Genomic DNA, 20499 nt, shown 5'->3' on the forward strand with positions numbered 1-20499 from the left:
CGGACGGTGTGTGGTGCGACCAGACTGGCCCGCACCACACACCGCCCCACCCCGAAGGACATCCCCGCCCGTGCAGGCTGCCGTCACCGTCACCCCCGCCCAGATCCCCGAACTGCTGCTCGGCCTCGCCACCGTGCGGCCCGTTTTCCTCTGGGGGGCGCCCGGCATCGGGAAGTCCTCGCTCGTGCGGAATTTCGCCGACTCCCTGGGTCTGGAGTGCGTCAGCCTCCTCGGCACGCAGCTCGCCCCCGAGGACCTGATCGGCGTACCGCAGATCCGCGACGGCCGCTCCGTCTTCTGCCCGCCCGAGGCCATCGCCCGCGACGAGCCGTACTGCCTCTTCCTCGACGAGCTCAACGCCGCGAGCCCGGACGTCCAGAAGGCCTTCTACTCGCTGATCCTCGACCGCCGGATCGGCTCCTACGAGCTGCCCGCGGGCTCCATCGTGATCGGCGCCGGCAACCGCGCCACGGACAACGCCCTGGCCCGGCCCATCGCCTCCGCCCTGGTCAACCGCCTCACCCACGTCCACCTCCAGGCGTCCGCACACGACTGGCTGGTGTGGGCCGGCGAGCACGGCATCCACCCCTGGGTCACCGACTACCTCACCGACCGCCCCGACCACCTCTGGTCGCAGCCGCCCAAGACCGAGGAGCCGTTCTCCACCCCGCGCTCCTGGCACATGCTCTCCGACGCCCTGCACTCCTTCGGCGCGGAGCTGGACGAGCAGACCCTCAAGGTGGTCGCGCACGGCACCCTGACCCCGGCGCACGCCGTCTCCTTCTGCGGCTACGCCAAGATCGTCCGCCACACCTTCGGCATCGAGGCCATCCTGAAGGGCGACGCCTCCTGGCCCGCCCGGCTCCAGGACCGCGACCTGCTCTACTACCTCGCGGAGGCCTTCCGGGGCCGCCTGCTCAAGGAGCTCCCCGCGCAGAAGGAGCACGTCTCGCCCGCCCTGCGCCAGCACACCCACCGCTTCAAGTCGCTGCTCGTCCAGCTCGCCGAGATCTCCGTCGAGGTCGCCCAGACCGTCATCGCCGACGACGCCGACGGCCTGCCCGTACTGCCCGGCTGGTTCCTGATCGAGGCGGCCCGCGACATGCCGCGGCTGGTGGAGGCCCGCCGGTGAGCCGGAGCGCCAAGGCCCGGGCGAAGGCCGCGGCCAAGCCCGACCCGGCCGCCCAGGCCTTCGCCGAGGGCCTGGCCCTGGTCATGCGGAACCCGGCCCTCGGCGCCCTCGACGGGAAGGTCTGCCGCGAGTCCGGCTGCCCGCGGGCTCCGGCCGACGGGCTGGCCGCCGTCACCTCCAACGGCGTCGTCCACGTCCACCCCACCCGCCGGGCCGAACCCCGCGAGTGGGCGTGGGCCATCGCCCATGCCCTGCTCCACCTCGGCTTCGGCCACGTTCCGGCAGCCAAGGACGAGGACCGGCCCCAGCCGGACCGCTTCGACCTCGCCGCCCGCTGCACGGTCGTCAACCGCTTCCTGCTGACCTTCCCCGTCGGCCGCGCTCCGGACGAACTGCCCGCCGCCTACCCCGGCGGCGACGAGGACGAGCTCGCCCCCCGTTGGCGCCGCGACGGCATCCCGGCCGCCTACGACCACTGTGGCACGGCCGGCCGCCACCCCGACCAGGTCCTGGTCCCCTGGCGGACCTGGGACACCACCGTGCCCGACTGGCAGACCGGCTTCGCCGCCGCCCTGACCCGCAGTGTCTCCGCCGCCATGGACGTGGCCGGCGGCCGCCGCGACCGGACCACCGGCGAGCGGGTTGAGCAGCGCCCCTGGGACCGGGCCCTGAACTGGTTCGTGTCCTCCTACCCCCTCCTCGGCGGGCTCGCCGCCGGCCTGACGGTCGTCGCCGACGCCGAACTGGCCCGCGCCCAGAACATCTCCATCGCGGCCGTCAGCGCCGCCGCCGGAGAGATCTACGTCAACCCGCTGCGCAGCTTCGACGACGAGGAGTGGCGGTTCATCCTGGCCCACGAGATGCTCCACGCGGCCCTGCGCCACGGCGGGCGCCGCGGCGCCCGTGACCCGTACCTGCACAACGTCGCCGCCGACTACGTGGTCAACGACTGGCTGGTGGAGATGCGGATCGGGAGCATGCCCGAGGGGCTGCTGCACGACCCGTCGCTGCGCGGGCTGTCCGTCGAGGAGGTCTACGACCGGATCGCCACCGACCTGCGCCGGATGCGGCGCCTGGCCACCCTGCGGGGCAGAGGCGCCGGGGACATCCTGGGCGAGCCCCTCGCGCACGGCGCGGGGCGCCCCTACGCCGACCTCGACGAGTTCTACCGGCGCGGCCTCGTCCAGGGCTTCGACCTGCACGTACACGGCGGGCGGGGGCTGCTGCCCGCCGGGCTCGTCCAGGAGATCCGGGCCCTGGCCCACCCGCCGGTGCCGTGGGACGCCCGGCTCGCCCGCTGGTTCGACGAGTACGTGCCGAGGCCGCAGGCCGTACGCTCCTACGCCCGCCCGGCGCGCCGCCAGGCCTCCACCCCGGACATCCCGCGCGCGGGCCGGTACTTCCCGCCCGAGGAGACCGCCCGCTGCACCTTCGGCGTGGTCCTGGACACCTCCGGGTCGATGAACGCCGCCCTGCTCGGCAAGGCGCTGGGCGCGATCGCCTCGTACGCCGAGGCCCGCGACGTACCGGCGGCGCGCGTGGTGTTCTGCGACGCGGCGCCGTACGACGCGGGCTATGTGCCGCCGGCGGAGATCGCGGGCCGCGTACGGGTCCGCGGCCGCGGCGGCACCGTCCTCCAGCCGGGCGTCGACCTGCTCCACCGGGCCGACGACTTCCCACCGGCGGCTCCGCTGCTGGTGATCACGGACGGCTGGTGCGACACCCTCCGCATCCCCCGCGAGCACGCCTTCCTGATCCCCGAAGCCGCCACCCTCCCCTTCACCCCCAAAGGCCCGGTCTTCCGCCTGTCCTGACCCCCGCCCGTCACGGCGGTGCGGGACGCGTGGCCCGTCACGACGAAGCCCCCGCACCGCCGGACGGCGGGGCGGGGGCTTCGTACAGGAGCAGGCTCAGTCGAGGTAGTCGCGCAGGACCTGCGAGCGCGACGGGTGGCGCAGCTTCGACATGGTCTTCGACTCGATCTGGCGGATGCGCTCACGGGTCACCCCGTACACGCGGCCGATCTCGTCGAGGGTCTTCGGCTGGCCGTCGTTGAGGCCGTAGCGCATCGAGACGACGCCCGCCTCGCGCTCCGAGAGCGTGCCCAGGATCGACTGGAGCTGCTCCTGGAGGAACGTGAAGGACACGGCGTCCGCCGGCACGACCGCCTCGGAGTCCTCGATGAGGTCACCGAACTCGCTGTCGCCCTCCTCACCCAGCGGGGTGTGCAGGGAGATCGGCTCGCGGCCGTACTTCTGGACCTCGATGACCTTCTCGGGGGTCATGTCGAGTTCCTTGCCCAGCTCCTCCGGGGTGGGCTCGCGGCCCAGGTCCTGGAGCATCTGGCGCTGCACACGGGCGAGCTTGTTGATGATCTCGACCATGTGCACGGGGATGCGGATCGTGCGCGACTGGTCGGCCATGGCACGCGTGATCGCCTGCCGGATCCACCAGGTCGCGTACGTGGAGAACTTGAAGCCCTTGGTGTAGTCGAACTTCTCCACCGCGCGGATCAGGCCGACGTTGCCCTCCTGGATCAGGTCCAGGAAGAGCATGCCGCGGCCGGTGTAGCGCTTGGCGAGGGAGACCACGAGGCGGAGGTTGGCCTCCAGCAGGTGGTTCTTCGCACGGCGGCCGTCCTCAACGAGGATCTCCAGCTCGCGCTTGAACGCGGGCTTGTGGTCCTCCTCCTCTTCGAGCTTGTACTCCGAGAAGAGGCCGGCCTCGATGCGCTTGGCGAGCTCGACCTCCTGCTCGGCGTTGAGGAGCGGCACCTTGCCGATGAGCTTGAGGTAGTCCTTGACCGGGTCGGCGGTGGCACCGGCCACCATGACCGTCTGGGCCGGGGCGTCGTCCTCGTCGTCGTCGGACAGCACGAAGCCCTGGGCGCCGGCCTTGGGGGTCTCCTCCTCGGCCTCGTCGACGAGGTCCTCGGCCGCCCAGTCCTCGCCCTCGACGACCGGGGTCTCGCCCTCGTCGGCGTCCTTGGCACCGGTCTTCTTCGCCGCGGCGGTCTTCTTCACGGCGGTCTTCTTGGCGGCGGTCTTCTTGACCGTGCGCTTCTTCGGCTCGGCGGCGGCCTCGGCCGGCGCCGCCTCCGCAGCCGCGGCGGCGGCCGACGGAGCGGATATCGCCGAAGCCGTGGAGGTGACCGTGGTGGCCGCGGCGGTGGCGGCGGTCTTGCGGGCACCGATGGGGCGGGGCGCGGCGGCGGCCTTCTTGGCCACGGTGCGGGCGGGGGCGGCGGCAGCCTTGCGGGGCTTCTTGGCGGCAGCCTTGGTGGCGGGGGCCGCGCTGACGTGAAGGGCGACACCCTCCTCGTCGAGGACCTGGTTCAGGCTGCGCAGGACCCGCTTCCACTGGTCCACCGGGATGCGGCCGGCCTCGAAGGCCTGGCGCACGTCGTCACCGTTGATGTGACCCTGCTCGCGGCCGCGCTCGACGAGCGCTACCAGGGCCTCGGATTCGGCGATCTCCGGAGGGAACGTACGGGACGGGCTGAGCGACACAAGGAGCCTCTCGTTGCGAACAGATAAGGAGGTGGGCGGGACATCATCGCGCGAACTCGGGAAACAGACCCGAGGGGGGTCTGTATTCCGGGCCGCGCGAGGACACCTGTCGGTTCATCGCATGCCCGAGTCGATTCGTTACGCGCTGAATTGAGTGACCTGCGCCACGCTGCCGCCGGGCAACCGGAAACGGCGTGGACCCGTCCGCCCCCGGCGTCAGCCCGATTTGCGGGCTTCGATGAGGAAACGTGCGGTATGTGCGACGAACGGTCCGTCGCGCTCGATCCGTTCGTGCAGCTCGCGCAGCCGGTCCCGGTACTGCCCGACCGTGAAGCCGGGCACCATCCAGATCACCTTCCGCAGGAAGTAGATCACCGCCCCGATGTCGTGGAACTCCGTCCGCAGCCGCTCGGAACGCAGGTCCAGCACTTCGAGACCCGCCTTCGTGGCGTCCGCGACCGCGTCGTCCGGGTGCCGTGCCCGCCTGACCTCCTCCGGCTGGGGTCCGAGGAAGAACTCGACGAGTTCGAAGACGCTCGCCGGGCCGACCTGCTGGGAGAGGTATGTGCCGCCCGGCGTCAGCACCCGGGCGATCTCGTCCCACCAGATGGCCACCGGGTGCCGGCTGGTCACCAGCTCGAAGGCCTCGTCGCCGAAGGGCAGGGGCGGCTCGTCGGAGTCGGCGACCACCACCGCGCCCAGCGGGTGCAGCAGTCTCGTCGCCCGCTCGACGTTGGGCGGCCACGACTCCGTGGCCACCGTCAGGCGCGGCAGGGGGCCGGACCCCGCCAGGACCTCGCCGCCGCCGGTCTGGATGTCCAGGGCGGACCGGACCCGGGCCAGGCGCTCGGCCATCAGGCGCTGGTAGCCCCAGGAAGGACGCTGCTCGGTGGCGCGGCCGTCGAGCCAGGAGAAGTCCCAGCCGTCCACGGAGACGGACTCGGCCTCGGCGACAAGATGGTCGAAAGTACGCGTCATGTACCGATCGTCGCAGGTCGGCCGCCGGGCGACCACCGGTTTGGTCGACTACAGTGGTCGGCGGGCCGTGACTGGCGTTCGGGTGGATCACCACCGGGGAGCGGCCCGGCGTACCTCAGGACCTCCCGTACGCCGACTGCCGCGCGCCTGGGCGAACCGCGATCCGCAGCGACGTTCAGGAGACCCCGTGACGACTGCCCAGCCTGCCCCCGCCGCCGGCACCGCCCAGCTGATGGACGGCACCGCCCTCGCCCGCCGCATCTCCGAGCAGACCGCCGCCCTCGCGGCGAAGATCACCGAGCGCACCGGCACGGCGCCCTGCCTCGCGACCGTGCTGGTCGGCGAGGACCCCGCCTCCGTCACCTACGTCCGGATGAAGCAGAACCGCTGCGCCAAGGCCGGGATCACCTCCCGCCATGTCGAGCTGCCGGCCTCGACCACGACCGAGGAGCTGGTCGCGGCGATCACGGCGCTCTCCGAGGACCCGGAGATCAGCGGCATCCTGCTCCAGCATCCCGTCCCGCACCACATCGACGAGCGCGCCGCCTTCGAGGCCATCGCCCCCGGCAAGGACGTGGACGGGGTCACCATGCACTCGTTCGCGGCCATGGGCTTCGGCCTGCCCGGCTTCGTCTCCTGCACGCCGGGCGGCATCATGCGCCTGCTCGCCGAGTACGACGTGGACCTGACCGGCAAGCACGCCGTCGTCGTCGGCCGCAGTGCGATCCTGGGCAAGCCGGCCGGGATGCTGCTGCTGGAGCAGAACGCCACCGTCACCTACTGCCACTCCCGCACCCGCGACCTCTCCTCCGTCGTGCGCCAGGCGGACGTGCTGGTCGCCGCCGTCGGCAAGGCCGAGTTCATCCGGGGTGAGGACATCAAGCCGGGCGCGGTGGTCCTGGACGCCGGCTACAACGAGGGCAACGTCGGCGACGTCCACTTCGAGTCGGCGGCGGCCCGGGCCTCGCTGATCACGCCCGTGCCGGGCGGGGTCGGCCCGATGACCATCGCCGTCCTGCTGGAGCAGACCGTACGGGCCGCCGCCGCGCAGGCCGGGCTGGACCTCGCTGACCTCTGAGTCGTCTGCCCGTCGGCCCGTCGGCCCGTCTGCCCGCTCACCCGCCCCGGACTCCGGTCCGGGGCGGTGCGCTTCCCGGCTCAGCCACCGGTCCGGCCCGCACCCGGGCTCACCGGGCCTGTCCGACGGGGTCGGCGGGGCCGACCGGATCGCCCGCCGCGCCGGTGGGGGCGGCTCCGGCTCCCGTGCCCCCGGCTCCCGTGCCCGTGGCAGCCGTGCCTGCGGCACCCGTGCTCCCGGTCGGGGCCTTCGCGCCGGGGGCCGGGTCCAGTCCGGCGACGGCCCGCTCCGCCGCCGTGAGCGGCGGCGCCTTCAGCGCGCCCCGGTCGGAGGCGCGCGCCACGTGCCACACCACCGACGGGCGGAGCCAGTGGGTGGGCTCGGTGCTCATGGTGAGGACGTTGAACAGGGCGGCGGTGAGCGCCTCGTCCGTGGTGGCCCCCGTCATCAGCCGGTTGACGTAGCCGTTGAGCAGGCCGGTGCCGGCCCGCGGCTTCATCCCGGTGGCGCCCGGGTACAGGATGTCCTGCGACGTGGCGAGCTCCCACGCGGTGGCGACCTGCGGGGCGATCGCGCGCTGGGCCTCCCGGCCGATCCCCGGATGGGCCAGGCCCTTCGCCCGCAGCAGGTCGCGTACGGCCAGCAGGCCCTGCGCGGCGACGGTCATGCCCTGCCCGTACAGCGGGTTGAAGGTGGCGACGGAGTCGCCGACGGCGAAGAAGCCGTCGGGCAGCTCGGCCTTCTCGAAGTAGACGCGGCGGTTGGCGGTGCCCTGGGTGACGGCGACGTCCGTCAGCGGCCTGCGGTGCTCCAGGAGCTCGCCGACGATCGGGTCGCGCACGGACTTGGCGAACGGGATGAACGCGTCGGGGTCGCCGGTCGGCTGGCCGCCGCGGGTGCCGGACAGGGTTGCCTGCCACCGGCCGTTCTCGATGGGCACGATCGTCGCGGTCTGGCCGGGCACGCGCACCCGTGGGTCGGACTGCACGTTGACGATGGGGAAGCCCATCTCGTGCGCGCCGGCCGGGGCCTCGAAGATCCGGGTGGCGTAGACGAGGCCGGAGTCCACCCCGGCCTGCCGGATGCCGCTCACTCCGAGCGCCTGGAGCCAGGTCCGGGCACGCGATCCGCGGCCGCTCGCGTCGACCACGAGATCGGCCGTCACCAGCCGGTCCCGCTCCTCGGGGGTGTCGACCCGGACGCCGGTGATCCGGGCCGCCGTGCCCTCCAGGCCCCGGACGCGGCTCTGCTGGAGCGTGGTGACCCCGTCGAGGGCGGTGACCCGGGCGCGGACCACCGAGTCGAGGAGGTCGCGGCTGCAGGAGATGTTGAACTGCTTCTCGCCGCAGCGCGGGATCCAGCCCTGGGCGGTCTTGGTGACCAGGTCGGTGGGCAGGCTGCGGCGGATGGCGCCCGCCTTCGTCCAGTCGCCCGTGATGCCGGGCAGGATCCCCTCGATGGCCCGGGCGCCGCCCGACCACAGCAGGTGGGTGTGCCGGGCCTGCGGGAGTCCGCGGCGCGGCGCCGGACCCTCGGGCAGCGGGTCGGCGTCGATGACGGTGACCGTGGCGTGCTCGGCGAGGACAGCGGCCGCCAGGAGGCCGGCCAGGCTGCCGCCTATGACGACGGCGTGGCGGGGCGGGGAGGACTGGTTCATCGTGGCGTGCTCTCTGTCAGGGCCGTGCTGAGGGCATCGGCGGGGGAATGCGGCGACTGGCTGGTGCTGGTCACGCGTGGCACGGGGCCTCCCCAGCCGAGTGAGGACTCGATGCGCTCGACCGCCCCGGGCCGGCGCAGCTCCCGGGGCGACGGCAGGCGGCGGCGCAGGACGCCGCCGGGCGGTGACGAGGTGGTGTGGAAGCCCCTCTTCCGGCCGGTGCCGCGGCATTGCGCGCGGTCGGCGCAGGCGCCCCGATCATGGTGTTTCTCCCCAGGTGCCCGAGCCCCCGGTGCCGGAGCCTTCGGCGGCGGCCCCGTGCCCCGGCGCCCCGCCCTGCGTGCCCGGGAGCCCGAGCTGCCCCTCGCGCGCGAGGAGGTCGTCCAGGTGGTCGGCCAGCGACTTCCACCCCTGGGGCGACAGCCGCCCGGCGCGCGTGACGATGCTCCGTACGTCGTGCGCGCGCAGCACGGCCAGCATCGGATTCTCCTGCTCCCGTACCACGCACTCCAGTTCGCCCTCGATCAGCGCGAGCGCCGTGGCGAGTGCCTCGGTGTCGTCGGCGAGCAGGAAACCGCCGTCGACGCCGTAGAAGCGCTGGATCCCGGCGGCCGCGGCGAGGTTCGGCATGCCCTCGCCCTGGGCCAGGCGGGTCAGCGACTGCCCCGACGCGTCGAAGGACCGGGCGATGGCCGTGAGCGAATGGGCCTGGCCGTCCTCCCGAGGCCTGGTGCGCCGCAGGTGGGCGAACCGCTGGTGCACCTGCTCCTTCAGGGGGAGCCGGGGCGGCCTGCCGTCGAGGGTCTGCCGGACGGCCTGCAGCGAGAGGCCGGTCAGGTACGAGAGGTGCTCCAGGTCCTCCCGGCCGTCGGAGACGGTGGTGGCGGACAGGGCGAGGGCGCGTTCCACCGCGCTCTTGCAGTCGGCCAGCAGGAAGCCGGCGTAGACGCCGAAGAACCGCTGCACTCCGGCCGCGTGCCCCAGCCGCGGCATCCCGGTGCCCGCGTTGAGCGGGCCGAGGGAGGCGCCGGGGGCGCCGAAGTCGTGGGCGATGGCGGCGAGCGGCCATTCCCGGCCGTGTTTGTCGAGGCGGGTCGCGCGCAGCAGTCGGAACCGCTGGTGCACCCGCCGTTCCAGCGGCACGCCGGCGGCCGTGCCCGCCACCACCGGTGGGATCCGCCGGGGTTCGACGCCGGACAGGTGGCTCAGCCGCTCCACCGCCAGCACCTCCGCCGGGTCCCGGCCGCACCGCTCCGCGAGTGCCCCGACGCGCCGCCAGATCGCGGCGAGGTCGGGTCGGGCGGCGGCTCGCACCGGCTGAATCTCCATATGTCGACAAGGCGTTCGAGTGGATCGGCTGCGTGCAGCCTAGCCCCCCGCCCCCGGCCGAACCACGGGAACCCCCAATGTTTCCTGACGTCCACCTCAAGAACCGTTGGCATGACCCCGGAGGTAATCGACCCCCGCGGGGGCGCCCGGCACAGTGGGGGCGTCGGGTTCCGGGGCCGCGCACTCGGCTCCGGGCCCGGCTCCCACCCGGCCGTTCGACCTCGACGGAGGCTGATCCCCCATGTCCGCGACCCTGCTCGCCGGCTTCGCCCGTACCACCGTCCCGCAGCTCGCCCTGCGCCGCTTCCTCGCCCTCGACGCCGTCGTCACCACCGGCAACGGCCTCGCCTACGTCGCCTTCTCCGCCCCGCTCGGCCGGCTGCTCGGGGTGGGTGCCGGGCTGCTCCTGGCCCTCGGCGTCCTGCTGGTGCTCTACGGCGCCGCCGTCGGCCTGCTGGCCTCGCGCGGCCGGCCCCCGGTGCTCGCGGTGAAGGCGGTCGTCGAGACCAACTACGCCTGGGCCGCGCTGAGCCTGGTGGCCCTCGTCGTGTGGTTCTCGCCGACCCTCGCCGGGACCGTGTGGATCCCGGCGCAGGCCCTCACCGTCGCCGGCTTCGCCGTGCTCCAGCAGCTCGCCCTGCGCTCAGTCGCCGAGTGAACGCAGGTACTTCACCGTCGCCGGATCGGCCGGGAGCATCGTCTCGATGGCCAGCTCGGCGACGGTCACGTCCATCGGCGTGTTGAAGGTCGCGATGGACGAGACGAAGGAGAGCACGTGGCCGTCGTGCTCGATGACCAGCGGGAGCGCGAGGTACGGGACCGGCTCGCGCGGTACCCCGGCGGCGCGTTCGGCCACCGGATAGGCGGACACCTCCTCGTACAGCGCCCGGAGCGGCTCGGAGCGGGCCAGCGCGATCTGGCGTTCCATCTGGGCGAGCAGGTGGCCCCGCCACTCCGCGAGGTTGCGGATCCTCGGGGCCAGGCCCTCGGGGTGCAGGGTGATCCGCATCGCGTTCAGCGGCGGCGTCAGCAGGTGCGCCGGCAGGCCGTCGAGCAGCATCACGATGCCCCGGTTGGCGGCGACGACGTCGTACGTGGCGTCCACCACCAGCGCGGGATAGGGCTCGTAGCCGGTCAGCAGCCGTTCGATGCCCTCGCGCAGGGCTTCCATCGACGGGTCGTCCAGCGCCGTCTGTGCATAACGCGGAGCGTAACCCGCCGCCAGCAGGAGGGAGTTGCGCTCGCGCATCGGGACGTCGAGGTGGTCCGCGAGCCGGAGCACCATCTCCTCGCTCGGCCGGGACCGCCCCGTCTCGATGAAGCTGATGTGCCGGGACGAGGAGTCGGCGCGTCCGGCCAGTTCCAGCTGGCTGATCCCGCGCCGCTGCCGCCAGGTGCGCAGCAGGGCGCCGACCGCGGGTGTCGAGGTGGTCATGGCTTCGACGGTAGCCGAGCCCGCCGGGCCGGGACCCCTGGGCCGTGTCTGCCTCGCCGTGATCACCCGACATCGAAGAGGTTGCGCAGGCCGAGGCGGTAGCGCCACAGGTCGTGCCGTTTGGCGGCCTCCATCTCCGGTGCCCGGTACATCGCCCGGACCGTGCACCGCGGGGCCGTCGAACCGTCGCGGTCCAGCAGGCTGTTGACGGCTGCGCGGGCCGAGGCGTTGGCGCCCTCCATCGTCGCGAGGTCGATGTCGACGGCGACGTAGTCCCCGCTGAGGAAGAAGTTCGGGACGCGTGTGCCCGCGCTCGGCCGGTTGGCGAGGGTGCCGACGGGGTGGATCAGCAGCTCGTCCTGGTTGGTGGGGTGCGGGGTGCCGAGGCCGTCCACGCCGGGGTCCAGGAACCACGAGTGCAGCTTCGCATCCGACAGCAGCACCTTGCCGGTGTCGTTGAGGGAGGCCTTCAGCTGGGCCCACACCTCGCGCGCCACCTCGTCGCGGGTGCACTGCTTGGCCGTCTTCCCGTACAGGATCCCCGGCTTGTCCCACTCGGAGATGTCCACCGACAGGCAGTCGACCGCGGCTCCGTCGCCGTAGTCGGCGGGGAAGTCCCGCGACGGCCAGTGCTCGGCCTGCTGGATGGCCGTCAACGACCAGGGCGAGTCGATGCAGTTGAGGTGGCCGTGCACCAGCGGGGCCCGTTCGGTCAGATAGAACTGGATGCCGGTCATCCAGTCCGTCTGGAGCCTGTCGCAGCGCCCCAGCATCGGGTCGGCGGCCCGCAGGCCCGCGCTCCAGGTGCGCCGGGCGTGCTCGACGGGCAGTGCGCTGACGTAGTGGTCGGCGGTCACGGTGTGCCGGGCGCCGTCGGGGCCCTCGACCGCGACCCCGCTGACCCGGCCGCCCCCGTACTGCACCTCCCGTACGGTCCAGCCGATCCTGAACTCAACGCCCAGGGAGCGCAGACGGGCCTCCCACGGGTCGATCCACGCCTCGTTGGTCGGCAGGTTGAGGATCCGGTCCGGCGGGCCGTCCGCCCCGCGGCCCAGCAGGTTGAAGACGAAGGCCTCGCCGAGGGTGCCGACCGTGCGGGTGGAGGCCTCCTCCGCCTTGGTCGCCACGATGTTGCGGGTGATGCCGACGGCCAGGATGCGCTGGTACTCGTTCGACATCCGCCCGGCCCGGGTGAACTCCCACCACGGGGTGTGCTCCCAGACCTCGGTCCGCCGCTCGTCGCAGCTGGTCAGGAAGACCAGTACGCGGTCGACGAAGTACGCCGTCTCGTGCAGCGGCAGCCGGAACAGGGTCTGCAGGATCCCGGACAGGGCGCGCCGCACCTCGTCGGGTGTCAGGGGGGCGGGGGAGTGGCCGGGCCAGGGGATCGGTCCGCGCAGGTCCTCGCGGCCGCCGGCGCGGGCGAACATCATCTCCGGCGGGGCCACCAGGTTGTCCCACACGCCGTTCGCGTTGCCGGGGAAGGGGATGCGCCGCATGGTGTCGGGCAGGTTGTGGTAAATGCCCGGGATGAAGCGGAAGCCGTGCTCCGCCGGCAGTGGTCTGCGGCCGCCGCGTGCGCTGCCCGGCACGTCCATGCTGCGGGCCTTGCCGCCGAGCGCCCGGCGTTCGTACACGGTGACGGCGTAGCCGCGCTCGGCGAGCTCGTGCGCCGCGGTCATCCCGGCCACCCCGCCGCCGAGTACGGCCACGCGCCGGCCGTTCGGCGCGGGGAGTGCGGCGGAATGGGCGGGCGCTGCGGCCGCCGCCGGAGCCGCCAGGCCGGCCAGGGCCTGGGCCGACAGGGCGGCGGCGCCCGTGCCCGCGATGAACGTACGCCTGGAACTGCCGGTGCCGGCCATGGCGGATGCCCCCTCGTTACCGCTGGTAACAGTGCGTTCGGCGCAGGAGCCTAAGGGGCGGCCGCCAGAGGCGGAAGGTGCAGAAGTACCCGAGCGCACTATGGCGCGAAAGGTTCGATCCGCCGTGCACTGTGGGAACCTTGACCACACGTCACGGGGAAAAGGAGCCGGTGCATGCCGAGTGAACCGCTGTCGCAGAAGGAGATCGAGGACCGGCTCAGGGAACTACCCGGCTGGGCCTTCGAGGACGACCGGATCATCCGTACCTACCGACTGGGCACGCATTTCGCGGCGAGCGCCCTGGTCGCCCACATCGCCTCCGTCCAGGAGGAGTTGAACCACCACTCGGACCTGACGCTCGGCTACAACACGGTGCGGCTCTCCGTGAACAGCCACGACGCCGGAGGCGTGGTCACGGAGACCGACTTCGCCCTCGCCGAGCGCGTGGAATCCCTCGCCCCCGCCCACGGTGCGACCTGATGGCCACCCGGACGGCGACCGCGAAACCCCTGCTCGACTACGACGCGGAAGCCGCCTTCTACGACGCCACCCGCGGCGGCATACCGCGCGCCGAGGCCGCCGCCGCGGCCGTCCTCAGCCTCCTCCCGCCCGAGGCTGCCACCCTTCTCGACCTCGGCTGCGGCACGGGCATCGTCACCGCCCGGCTCACGCGCCCCGGACTGCGCGTCCTGGGCGCCGACGCATCCCGCGGCATGGCCGCCGCGGCGCTGCGCCGCGGCGTCCCCGTGGCCCTCGCCGAAGCCGCCCGGCTGCCCGTGCGCTCGGGCTCGCTGGACGCGGTGAGCGCGGTGTGGCTGCTGCACCTGCTGCGGGAGCCGGGACTGGTGCCCGCGGTGATCGCCGAGGCCGCCCGGGTGCTGCGGCCCGGCGGGGTCCTCGTCACCACCGTGGACAAGGACTCCGCGCACGACGTCGGCAGCGACATCGACGCGGTGTTCGCCGCGCACCTCGCCCCGACCCCCTCGGACGCCTCCGGGGAGGTCGAGGCCCACGCCTCCCGGGCGGGCCTGCGCCCCGGCGGCGAGGCCCGCTTCACCGGCCACGGCCAGGGCCGCACCCCGCGCGGCTCCGCCGAGGCACTGCTCGCGGGGCGCTACGGCTCCCGCATCTCCCCGCGCGGCATCACCGCGCAGGAGCTGGCGGCCCGGCTGGAACTGCTGCCCGACCAGGACACCCCGCGCCCGGAACCGACGTACCGCCTGCGGAGCTTCGTACGGATCTGACGCGCGGGGCCGGGGCCCGGGCCGGGTGCTACACCGGCTCCAGCCGCCACCACTGGGACGGGGAGTCGGTGTCCTCGCCCTGCCGGACCCGGCCCTCCGCGTCGGCCTCCAACAGCAGCCCGCTGATACAGGCGATCAGGGACACCACCCCCGGGTCGTCGAGGTGCTCCTCGACGATCCACTCCTGCGCGCCGAAGGCGTTGGCCCGCCACACCTGCACCCGGGCGCCGCTGTCCGTCGACGCGTTCGCCACGTCCAGGCGCCGCTCGTTGTCCTCGCTCACCACGTGGAAGATCCCGCCGCCGCTGTGCACGGGCGCGATCAGCCAACGGCGGGCGGCCGCCGGAGCGGGCGGCCCGTCCGGGCCGACCCGCACACGGGAGGCGCCCTCCAGCTGGAGCACCAGCCCGCTGTCCGCGTTGCGGATCCGGTAGAGCCCTTCAGGAAGCTTCACCCGCCCGCCCTCACACGTCGAATTCGGCCGGGTCCGGGCCGATCCGGCGGGCCGTCGCGCCCGCGCCGAGGGCGTCCAGCGCGGCCATCTCGGCGGCGTCCAGCTCGAAGCCGAACACGTCCAGGTTCTCCCGGATGCGGGCCGGGGTCACCGACTTCGGGATCACGACGTTCCCGTGCTGGAGGTGCCAGCGCAGCACCACCTGCGCGGCGCTGCGGCCCCGCGCCTCGGCGACCGCTGTGACGGCCGGCAGGGTGAGCAGGTCCTTGCCCTGGCCCAGCGGCGACCACGCCTCGGTGGCGATCCCGCGCGCGGAGTGTTCGGCGCGCAGCGCGGCCTGCGGGTGCAGCGGGTGCAGCTCGACCTGGTTCACGGCCGGCACCAGCGCGCTCTCCGCGGCGAGCCGGTCCAGGTCCTCGGTGCGGAAGTTCGACACGCCGACCGCCTTGGCGCGGCCGCTCGCCGCGATCTCCTCGAACGTCTTCCAGATCGCGACGAAGTCGTCGCGCATCGGGCGCGGCCAGTGGATCAGGTACAGGTCGACATGGTCGAGACCCAGCTTGGAGAGGGAGTCGTCGAAGGCCCGCAGCACCGCATCGCGGCCCCACGTCTGCTTGGGGCCGTTCCACAGCTTGGTGGTGACGAACAGCTCCTCGCGCGGCAGGCCGGAGGCGGCGACGGCCTTGCCCGTCCCCCGCTCGTTGCCGTAGATCGCAGCCGTGTCGATGCTGCGGTAACCGGCCTCCAGGGCGGTTCCCACGGCGCGCTGCGCCTCCGCGTCCGGCACCTGCCAGACGCCGAAGCCGAGCTGGGGCATGAGCGTGCCGTTGTTGAGCTTGATGGCCGGGACCTGGTTCACGTCGGGTCGTTCCCTCACGTCGTCGCGTTGCCGCGCGGTGGTACAGCGTCGTACGAGGGGCGACAACCGGACCCCGTCGCGACGTATTCCCGCCGGCCCGGGCCGTCTTACGCGCTGCCCAGGTAAGCCTCCCGCACCAGCGGATCCGCCCGCACCCCGGCCGGAGTGCCCTCGGCCAGCACCGTACCGAGGTCCAGTACGACGACCCGCGTACAGAGGTCCATCACGAAGGCCACGTTGTGCTCGACCAGCAGCACCGCGCAGCCGTCCTGCTCGGCCAGCCGCCGCACCACCGCCGCGAGCCGCCCCCGCTCGGGCGCCGACAGGCCGGACGCCGGCTCGTCCAGCAGCAGCACCCGCGGCGGGTCGGCCACCGCACGCGCCAGCTCGACCATCCGCGCCTGACCGACCGGCAGCCCGCCCGCGTACGACGTCCCGAGCGCGCTGATCCCGCAGTCGGCCAGCACCCGCTCGCCGCGCACCCGGCGGGCCCGCTCCCGGGCGCGCCGGGACGGCAGGGCGAGGAGGTCGGCGGCCGGCCCGCCCCCGCCGCCCCGCCACTCCTGCGCCACCAGCACGTTGTCGGCCACGCTGAGCTGCCCGAACAGCTGCTGCCGCTGGAAGGTGCGGCGTATGCCGTGCCGGGCCCGCCAGACGGGGGAGCGGCGCGTGATGTCCGCCCCGTCCAGCAGGACGCGGCCCCGGTCCGGCCGGCGGATCCCCGACAGCACGTCGAAGAGCGTGGTCTTCCCGGCCCCGTTGGGTCCGATCAGCCCGCACACCTCGCCCGCCCGGACCCCGAGGCCCACACCGTCCAGTGCCCGGACACCTCCGAAGCGCACGCCGACACCGTCCGCGTGGAGCACGTAGCCGCTCATGTCCCCATCCCCAGATAGGCCTCGGCGAGCCGGTCGGCCTCCACCTCGTCGCGCGGTCCGCACCAGGCGACCCGGCCCTGGGAGAGGTAGGCCACGGTGTCGGCGACGCCCAGGATCCCGGCCGCCTTCTCCTCCACCAGGAGCAGCGCGGTGCCGGCGTCACGGAGTTCGGTGAGCAGCGCGTACACCTCGTCCGCGACCCGGGGCGCCAGCCCGAGCGAGGGCTCGTCGGCGATCAGCACCGCGGGCGGCCGTTGCAGCAGCGGAGCCAGGGCCAGCATCTGCTGCTCCCCGCCGGACAGCGCGCCGGCGCTCACGCCGCGGCGTTCGGCGAGGCGGGGGAAGCGGGCGTAGACGGCGGCCCGGGCCTCGGGCTCGTCGAGGTACAGGGCCAGGTTCTCCTCGATCGTCAGCGACGGGAAGATGCCCCGGCCCTCCGGTGCGAGCAGCACCCCGGCCCGCGACCGGTGCACGGGCCCGTCGCCGGTGGCGTCCCGCCCGAGGACGCGGACCTGCCCGCCGGTGACAGGCAGCAGGCCGGCGGCGACCCTGCACGCGGTGCTCTTCCCGGCCCCGTTCGGCCCGAGCACGGCGAGGATCTCCCCCCGCCGTACGGCGAGGTCGACCCCGTGCAGCACGAGCCCGCCGTCGTACCCGGCCGCGACGCCGCGCAGTTCGAGGCAGACGTCGGCCCCGCCGCCGTCCGACGCGGGCGGCTTCGCAGGCGGAGGGCCCGCCGGGTCCGGGGCGGAGTCCCGGGAAGCGGCGGCGCGCCGGCGGGCGAGCCGCACCGGGACGGCCGCGCAGTATCCGTCGGGGTCGTTGGCGAGGGCCAGCCCGGCCAGGCCGAACAGGATCACCGGCAGGTGTGCGGACTCCGTCACGTAGTCCGACAGCAGCCGCGGGGCCACGGCGTACACCAGCCCCGCCACCACCGCGTACTGCGGCCGCCGCACCCCCGCCGCCACGACGACCGCCAGCCACACCAGCCCCGTCATCGCGGTGAAGTCCGTCGCCGTGATCCGGGTGTTGTACGAGGCGTACAGCACGCCCCCGAAGCCGGCCAGCCCCGCCGACAGCGTGAACAGCAGCAGCTTCGTACGCAGTACGGACACCCCGGAGGCGGCGGCGGCCGCCGGCGCCGACCGCACCGCGAGCATCGCCCGCCCCGACGGCGATCCGCGCAGCGCCGTCAGGCCGGCGGCGACCAGCGCGACCACCACCACCAGGGCCACCCCCAGGGCCCGGTCGTCCGACAGGTCCACCGGCCCCACCACCGGCCGCGGAACCGGCCAGCCCGAGTCGCCGTTGCGCAGCCACCGCAGCTGGAACAGCACCTGGTCGGCCAGGAACGCCAGCGCCAGTGTGGCCAGCGCCAGCGACCGGCCGCCCAGCCGCAGCGCCGGCAGCGCGACCACCGCCCCCAGCAGCGCCGCCGCGCAGGTGCCCGCAGCCAGCGCCGCCGCGAACGGCCAGCCCCGGCTCATCAGCAGTCCGGCCACGAGCGCGGCCCCGGTCACGAAGGTGCCCTGGGCGAGGGACACCATCGCCCCGAGCCCGGTCACCACGGTGAAGGACATGAACACCAGCGCCACGGCCAGCCCCTGCACCAGCAGCCCGCTCCAGAAGGGTGTCGTGACGGTGTGGAACGCCACGCACAGCAGCCCGCCGCCGGCCGCCCACACCCCCCACCGCCGCACCCAGGAGGCCCCGGCCAGGTGGTCCACCGGCGGGGAGTCCACCGCCGCCACCCCCGCGGCCCGCGACCTGCGGGTCAGGACGAGCAGCCCGCCGAACAGGATCAGGAAGGGCACCGCCGTGCGGAAGCCGGTGACCGACTCGGCGAAGGACGCGTACCCGGCCACCAGGTTCTGCAGGACGCCCAGCCCCAGCCCGCCCGCGAAGGCGAGCGGCACGGAAGCGAACCGTCCGATGACGGCGGCCGTGGCGGAGACGAACAGGAACAGCGTGAAGTCGTGGGCCGACAGCCCCAGCAGCGGGGTCGCCAGTACGCCCGCCAGCCCGGCCAGCGCCGACGAGATCATCCACGCCACCGACGACAGCCGGTCGGCGCTGATCCCGCGCAGCTCGGTCAGCGAGCGGTTGTCGACGGCCGCCCGCAGCCGCAGCCCGATCCGCGTGTGCCGCATCAGCACCCACAGGGCCACCGCCACCAGCGCGGTCACCAGCCAGGTGATCAGCTGGTCGGAGTCGATGCCGACGCCCTCCGTGAGCTGCCAGGACCTCGCCGGGCTCGGCCCCACACCCGGCAGCCCGAACCGGTTCTCCGCCGGTTCCACCGCCACGCCCGCGGCCGCGAGCAGTTCGACCGCCCACAGCCCGGCGGCCGGCAGTGCGACCAGCAGCCCGATGGTCGCCACGATCTGCGCCGTCTCGCCGACCCGCGCGAGCCGCCGGAACATCAGCCGGTCCAGGCCCCAGCCGAGGCCGGGGGCGAGGACGAACACCACCAGCAGCGCGGCCGGGACGGCCGGCCAGCCCAGCCCGGAGCGCAGTTCGTAGAAGGTGAGGGCGCACAGGTAGGCGGTGGCCCCGTGCGCGAAGTTGAACAGCCCGGACGCCGAGTACGAGAGCACCAGCCCGGTGGCGAGCAGCGCGTACAGGGCGCCGGACACCAGACCACTCAGGACGAAGACGAGCAGATCCCCCATGCCGCGGGCCCTACGTGAAGGGGATGGGCTCGTGGCACCGGAACGGGACGGAGACCTCGTACGCGCCGTTCCTCAGCTGTACGAGCGCCCCGCAGCCGAAGCTGTCCTTCTGCCCCTTGGGCAGGGCGCGGTCGCCGACGAGCGTGCCGGTGTCGGAGAAGCCCTGCGCGGCGGCCTGGAAGGACTCGACGGTCAGGTCCCTGCCCGCCTTCCGCGCGATGGACAGGAACAGGTCCGCCGACATGTACCCGGTGAGCATGTGCATGCTCAGCGGTACGTCCTTGCCGCCCGCGGCCGCCCTGATGTCGGCCTTGAACCGCTCCATCTCCGGGTCGGCCGACTCGAACGGCTGGAACTGCAGCAGTACGTGGACCCCGTCGAGGGCCTGCCGGGTGGCGTCCTGGGTGAGCAGCCCGGGATCGTAGTCGGTGGGGTCGGACAGCAGCCCCTTGTACCCGGCGCGCTTGAGCGCGGTGAAGAGCCCGATGTTGTTGGGCGTCTGCATGACGGAGACCACCGCGTCCGGGGCCTTGCCGTCGTTGCTGGAGAGGATCTCCTTCACGTACGCGGACCAGTCGCTGGGGACGGCCGTGCCGGGCACGGACGCCTTGGCGTAGGACACCGTGAAGCCGGCGCCGGCGAAGCCCTGCCGGAAGGTGCGGATGCCGAACTTCCCGGCGTCGCTGTCGTTGGCGATGACCGCGACCGACCTGCCCCGGGCCCCGCCGAGGAGCTGGGAGATGCCCTCGGGCCAGGTCTGGTTCAGGGTGCCGCCGGGGGCGGGGACCAGGCAGCCGTTGAAGCCGTAGATGTGCCGGGGCCCGCAGAACGAGGGCAGGGTGCCCCAGCCGAAGGTGGGCACCTTCTCCTGCTCCAGGAAGTCGGCACCGGAGAAGGTCACCGAGCTCATGGGGGACACCGCGAAGACCTTGTCCTGCTGGACGAGCTTGCGGGCGGCCGCCAGGTTCTTCGCGGGGTTCTGGCCGTCGTCCTCCGCGCCCAGGTACTCGATCCTGCGGCCGTTGACGCCGCCCTCGGCGTTCGCCCTCATGTAGCGGGCCTTCGCGCCGAGGTCGGTGTCCTTCTTGCTGTATCCGCTCGCGGTGGTCATCGACACGATGCCGCCCACCCTGATCGAGTCGGTGGTCACGCCGCGCGTGTTCCCCGGGGTGTCGCCGGGCCCTTGCGGGGAGGCGCCCCGGGTGGAGGCGGAGTTGCAGGCGGAGACGAGCGCGACAGCCGCCGCCGCGGCGGCCAGGGTGCGGATCGGTCGCAACATGTCGGGATCCCCTCGCGTCGGAATCACCGCATTCTGAGCGCGACCTGACGGATCGTCAATACAGGTGGAGGGCTGAAGTGACGAACCGTCAGATGTGGTGTCCGGCCGCCGAGGGTGCGTGCCGGCGTCGTGA

General features: G+C 73.5%; 17 protein-coding genes and 1 riboswitch. Of the genes, 6 read left to right on the plus strand and 11 right to left on the minus strand.

Annotated elements, in window-relative coordinates; genetic code table 11:
- Positions 1 to 70: 70 nt before the first annotated feature.
- Both BSL84_RS28000 and BSL84_RS28005 read left to right on the plus strand, forming a co-directional pair.
- Positions 71 to 1132 (plus strand): ATP-binding protein, encoded by a 1062-nt coding sequence (locus tag BSL84_RS28000; RefSeq protein ID WP_030036949.1) that lies wholly within the window; start codon positions 71 to 73, stop codon positions 1130 to 1132.
- Positions 1129 to 2946, plus strand: coding sequence for a DUF2201 family putative metallopeptidase (locus tag BSL84_RS28005; protein WP_075971419.1), 1818 nt, complete (start codon positions 1129 to 1131; stop codon positions 2944 to 2946). Before BSL84_RS28000 ends, BSL84_RS28005 begins: the two co-directional genes overlap by 4 nt.
- Before the next feature lie 96 nt (positions 2947 to 3042).
- On the opposite strand, the gene BSL84_RS28010 is transcribed toward BSL84_RS28005, so the two are convergent.
- Positions 3043 to 4641, minus strand: a complete 1599-nt coding sequence (locus BSL84_RS28010; RefSeq protein ID WP_075971420.1) for an RNA polymerase sigma factor — start codon at positions 4639 to 4641, stop codon at positions 3043 to 3045.
- Positions 4642 to 4857: 216 nt separating this feature from the next.
- Entirely contained in the window at positions 4858 to 5619 is a 762-nt protein-coding gene (locus tag BSL84_RS28015) for a methyltransferase domain-containing protein (RefSeq protein WP_030031452.1), read from the minus strand.
- A 57-nt stretch (positions 5620 to 5676) separates the two neighbouring features.
- A riboswitch (ZMP/ZTP riboswitch) is annotated at positions 5677 to 5779 on the plus strand.
- 72 nt (positions 5780 to 5851) lie between these two features.
- Between BSL84_RS28015 and BSL84_RS28020 the strand changes: the two genes are divergently transcribed.
- Complete coding sequence (locus tag BSL84_RS28020) at positions 5852 to 6697, plus strand: bifunctional 5,10-methylenetetrahydrofolate dehydrogenase/5,10-methenyltetrahydrofolate cyclohydrolase (RefSeq protein WP_030031453.1); 846 nt, start codon at positions 5852 to 5854, stop codon at positions 6695 to 6697.
- Between the two features lie 109 nt (positions 6698 to 6806).
- Here BSL84_RS28020 and BSL84_RS28025 read toward each other — a convergent pair whose 3' ends face one another.
- Together BSL84_RS28025 and BSL84_RS28030 are read right to left on the minus strand one after the other, a co-directional pair.
- Positions 6807 to 8354, minus strand: coding sequence for an NAD(P)/FAD-dependent oxidoreductase (locus tag BSL84_RS28025; protein WP_107069694.1), 1548 nt, complete (start codon positions 8352 to 8354; stop codon positions 6807 to 6809).
- A gap of 258 nt (positions 8355 to 8612) precedes the next feature.
- A complete protein-coding gene (locus BSL84_RS28030) occupies positions 8613 to 9683 on the minus strand; it encodes a hypothetical protein (protein ID WP_158880118.1) in 1071 nt (356 codons plus the stop codon).
- Positions 9684 to 9924: 241 nt separating this feature from the next.
- On the opposite strand from BSL84_RS28030, the gene BSL84_RS28035 reads away from it, so the two are divergent.
- Positions 9925 to 10341, plus strand: a complete 417-nt coding sequence (locus BSL84_RS28035; protein ID WP_030029626.1) for a hypothetical protein — start codon at positions 9925 to 9927, stop codon at positions 10339 to 10341.
- Here the strand turns inward: BSL84_RS28035 and BSL84_RS28040 are convergent.
- Both BSL84_RS28040 and BSL84_RS28045 read right to left on the minus strand, forming a co-directional pair.
- On the minus strand, positions 10327 to 11118 hold the full coding sequence (locus BSL84_RS28040; protein ID WP_075971421.1) for a helix-turn-helix domain-containing protein: 792 nt from the start codon (positions 11116 to 11118) through the stop codon (positions 10327 to 10329). The genes BSL84_RS28035 and BSL84_RS28040 overlap by 15 nt on opposite strands.
- A 62-nt stretch (positions 11119 to 11180) precedes the next feature.
- Positions 11181 to 12980 (minus strand): hydroxysqualene dehydroxylase, encoded by a 1800-nt coding sequence (locus BSL84_RS28045; RefSeq protein ID WP_075971422.1) that lies wholly within the window; start codon positions 12978 to 12980, stop codon positions 11181 to 11183.
- Between the two features lie 174 nt (positions 12981 to 13154).
- Here BSL84_RS28045 and BSL84_RS28050 point away from each other — a divergent pair, with 174 nt between their 5' ends.
- Both BSL84_RS28050 and BSL84_RS28055 read left to right on the plus strand, forming a co-directional pair.
- Positions 13155 to 13460, plus strand: coding sequence for a 4a-hydroxytetrahydrobiopterin dehydratase (locus BSL84_RS28050; protein ID WP_030034530.1), 306 nt, complete (start codon positions 13155 to 13157; stop codon positions 13458 to 13460).
- Positions 13461 to 13489: 29 nt separating this feature from the next.
- On the plus strand, positions 13490 to 14224 hold the full coding sequence (locus tag BSL84_RS28055; protein WP_075972270.1) for a class I SAM-dependent methyltransferase: 735 nt from the start codon (positions 13490 to 13492) through the stop codon (positions 14222 to 14224).
- Positions 14225 to 14252: 28 nt separating this feature from the next.
- On the opposite strand, the gene BSL84_RS28060 is transcribed toward BSL84_RS28055, so the two are convergent.
- From BSL84_RS28060 to BSL84_RS28080, 5 genes are all read right to left on the minus strand, one after another.
- Complete coding sequence (locus tag BSL84_RS28060; protein WP_030031224.1) at positions 14253 to 14678, minus strand: RICIN domain-containing protein; 426 nt, start codon at positions 14676 to 14678, stop codon at positions 14253 to 14255.
- Between the two features lie 10 nt (positions 14679 to 14688).
- A complete protein-coding gene (locus BSL84_RS28065; RefSeq protein ID WP_030031225.1) occupies positions 14689 to 15537 on the minus strand; it encodes an aldo/keto reductase in 849 nt (282 codons plus the stop codon).
- 107 nt (positions 15538 to 15644) lie between these two features.
- Positions 15645 to 16415, minus strand: a complete 771-nt coding sequence (locus BSL84_RS28070; RefSeq protein WP_045323388.1) for an ABC transporter ATP-binding protein — start codon at positions 16413 to 16415, stop codon at positions 15645 to 15647.
- A complete protein-coding gene (locus BSL84_RS28075; RefSeq protein WP_075971423.1) occupies positions 16412 to 19087 on the minus strand; it encodes an ABC transporter permease subunit in 2676 nt (891 codons plus the stop codon). Before BSL84_RS28075 ends, BSL84_RS28070 begins: the two co-directional genes overlap by 4 nt.
- A 10-nt stretch (positions 19088 to 19097) precedes the next feature.
- Positions 19098 to 20366 (minus strand): ABC transporter substrate-binding protein, encoded by a 1269-nt coding sequence (locus tag BSL84_RS28080; RefSeq protein WP_075971424.1) that lies wholly within the window; start codon positions 20364 to 20366, stop codon positions 19098 to 19100.
- Positions 20367 to 20499: the final 133 nt, after the last annotated feature.

Origin of the sequence: Streptomyces sp. TN58 (assembly GCF_001941845.1) — a bacterium.
In the GTDB taxonomy this organism is placed as follows: Bacteria; Actinomycetota; Actinomycetes; order Streptomycetales; family Streptomycetaceae; genus Streptomyces.

Coding starts and splice junctions, on each gene's coding strand:
- BSL84_RS28040 (WP_075971421.1), bottom strand. CDS start 11,118: ATGACCACCTCGACACCCGCGGTCGGCGCCCTGCTGCGCACCTGGCGG.
- BSL84_RS28035 (WP_030029626.1), top strand. CDS start 9,925: ATGTCCGCGACCCTGCTCGCCGGCTTCGCCCGTACCACCGTCCCGCAG.
- BSL84_RS28050 (WP_030034530.1), top strand. CDS start 13,155: ATGCCGAGTGAACCGCTGTCGCAGAAGGAGATCGAGGACCGGCTCAGG.
- BSL84_RS28020 (WP_030031453.1), top strand. CDS start 5,852: ATGGACGGCACCGCCCTCGCCCGCCGCATCTCCGAGCAGACCGCCGCC.
- BSL84_RS28015 (WP_030031452.1), bottom strand. CDS start 5,619: ATGACGCGTACTTTCGACCATCTTGTCGCCGAGGCCGAGTCCGTCTCC.
- BSL84_RS28045 (WP_075971422.1), bottom strand. CDS start 12,980: ATGGCCGGCACCGGCAGTTCCAGGCGTACGTTCATCGCGGGCACGGGC.
- BSL84_RS28025 (WP_107069694.1), bottom strand. CDS start 8,354: ATGAACCAGTCCTCCCCGCCCCGCCACGCCGTCGTCATAGGCGGCAGC.
- BSL84_RS28080 (WP_075971424.1), bottom strand. CDS start 20,366: ATGTTGCGACCGATCCGCACCCTGGCCGCCGCGGCGGCGGCTGTCGCG.
- BSL84_RS28030 (WP_158880118.1), bottom strand. CDS start 9,683: ATGGAGATTCAGCCGGTGCGAGCCGCCGCCCGACCCGACCTCGCCGCG.
- BSL84_RS28075 (WP_075971423.1), bottom strand. CDS start 19,087: ATGGGGGATCTGCTCGTCTTCGTCCTGAGTGGTCTGGTGTCCGGCGCC.
- BSL84_RS28070 (WP_045323388.1), bottom strand. CDS start 16,415: ATGAGCGGCTACGTGCTCCACGCGGACGGTGTCGGCGTGCGCTTCGGA.